Below are 1,263 nucleotides of genomic sequence, written 5' to 3' on the forward strand. Positions count from 1 at the left end.
CGACTTCGGTGACCGAGGGGTGTTGCAGGCGGGCGCACGCGGACAGGTACACGGTGGCCGGGTCGGTGGCGTGCAGGCCGACGACTGCCTCGACCACGTCCTCGACGGTGGCGGCCCTGGTGGAGAGCAGGTGGCGGAGGCCGAGGCGGGCTCGCCGTTGGGTGTCGTCGATGTCGGGGAGGGTCACCGGTCCATTTTCGGGGATCTACCCTGTGCGCCGGAACGGGGGACGTGGAACCCGGTGACCGCTGGGCGAGGACGCGATGTCGGCAACACGGCTGTTGGTGCTGGGTGTGGTGCGCGGGTACGGGCGTGCGCACGGTTACCTGATCGGCAACGACCTGATGTCGTGGGGTGCGGGGGAGTGGGCCAACGTGAAGTGGGGCTCGATCTACCACGCGTTGAAGCAGTCGACGAAGGACGGTTGCCTGGTCGACCACCTGGTGCCGCCGGCGCGCACGGATTACGAGCTCACGGCGAAGGGTGAGGCGGAGTACCGGGGGTTGTTGCGGGATGCGTTGCGCCGTCCGGAGACGCGGCCCGACATGTTGGCGGCGGGGTTGGCGTTGTTGCCGTCGTTGACGCGGGCGGAGGCGGTGGGGTTGTTGGTGGAGCGGTTGGCGGCTCTGGAGGCGCGGCGTGATGCGGCGCGGGTGCAGGCGGCGGGGTGGGGTGGTCCGCCGCACGTGGGGGAGTTGTACGGGTTGTGGGAGCACACGGCGTCGAGTGGTGCGGAGTGGACGCGGGGGTTGGTCGGGCGTTTGGAGGGGGGTGCTTATTCGATGGCGGGGGAGCCGGGTTCGCCGGGTGAGCCGGGGAGTTGGGCTATGCTCAAACTTGAGTAGTGAGGGGGAGCGCTGAACACAGGGTTGGAGCGGTACGCGGCGGTGTTCGAGGCCGCGGATCCGCCACGCACGTCCACCGTCGCCTTCTACCCGCCCGTCGATGATCCGCGCTCGCCCGCGCCTGCGGCCGACCCGGATGACGGGTCCGGTGCGGGGGAGGGGTTCGGGGATCGGCTCACGATCGCGACGCCGGACGGGGTGCGGCGCACGGTTCCCGCGGTGCGGTTGCCGGTGGTCGAGGCGGTTCCGCTGTTGAGCCGTGCCCGGCGCACGGCGGGTTCGCATCCGGCCGCCGCGTTCTGGGGTGCGGCCGTGGTGGTGGCGGTGCAGCTGGTGGCGCGGGGTCGGGTGCGGCCGGCGGTGACGGACGGGGATTTCGACGCGTGGGTGGTGGGTCCGCTGGATGCCGCGGACCACG

The 1,263-nt window shown here is 71.5% G+C and carries 1 protein-coding gene and 2 pseudogenes; 2 read left to right on the forward strand and 1 reads right to left on the reverse strand.

Annotation, left to right across the window (positions count from 1 at the left end; genetic code table 11):
* Window positions 1-187, reverse strand: a pseudogene (locus AB0G02_RS37285) (winged helix DNA-binding domain-containing protein); the annotation flags it as partial.
* Window positions 188-263: 76 nt separating this feature from the next.
* Between AB0G02_RS37285 and AB0G02_RS37290 the strand changes: the two are divergent.
* Window positions 264-845 (forward strand): PadR family transcriptional regulator, encoded by a 582-nt coding sequence (locus AB0G02_RS37290; RefSeq protein ID WP_360804343.1) that lies wholly within the window; start codon window positions 264-266, stop codon window positions 843-845.
* Between the two features lie 24 nt (window positions 846-869).
* Window positions 870-1,263, forward strand: a pseudogene (locus tag AB0G02_RS37295) (hypothetical protein); the annotation flags it as partial.

The sequence above is a fragment of the Actinosynnema sp. NPDC023658 genome (assembly GCF_040639995.1).
In the GTDB taxonomy this organism is placed as follows: domain Bacteria; phylum Actinomycetota; class Actinomycetes; order Mycobacteriales; family Pseudonocardiaceae; genus Actinosynnema.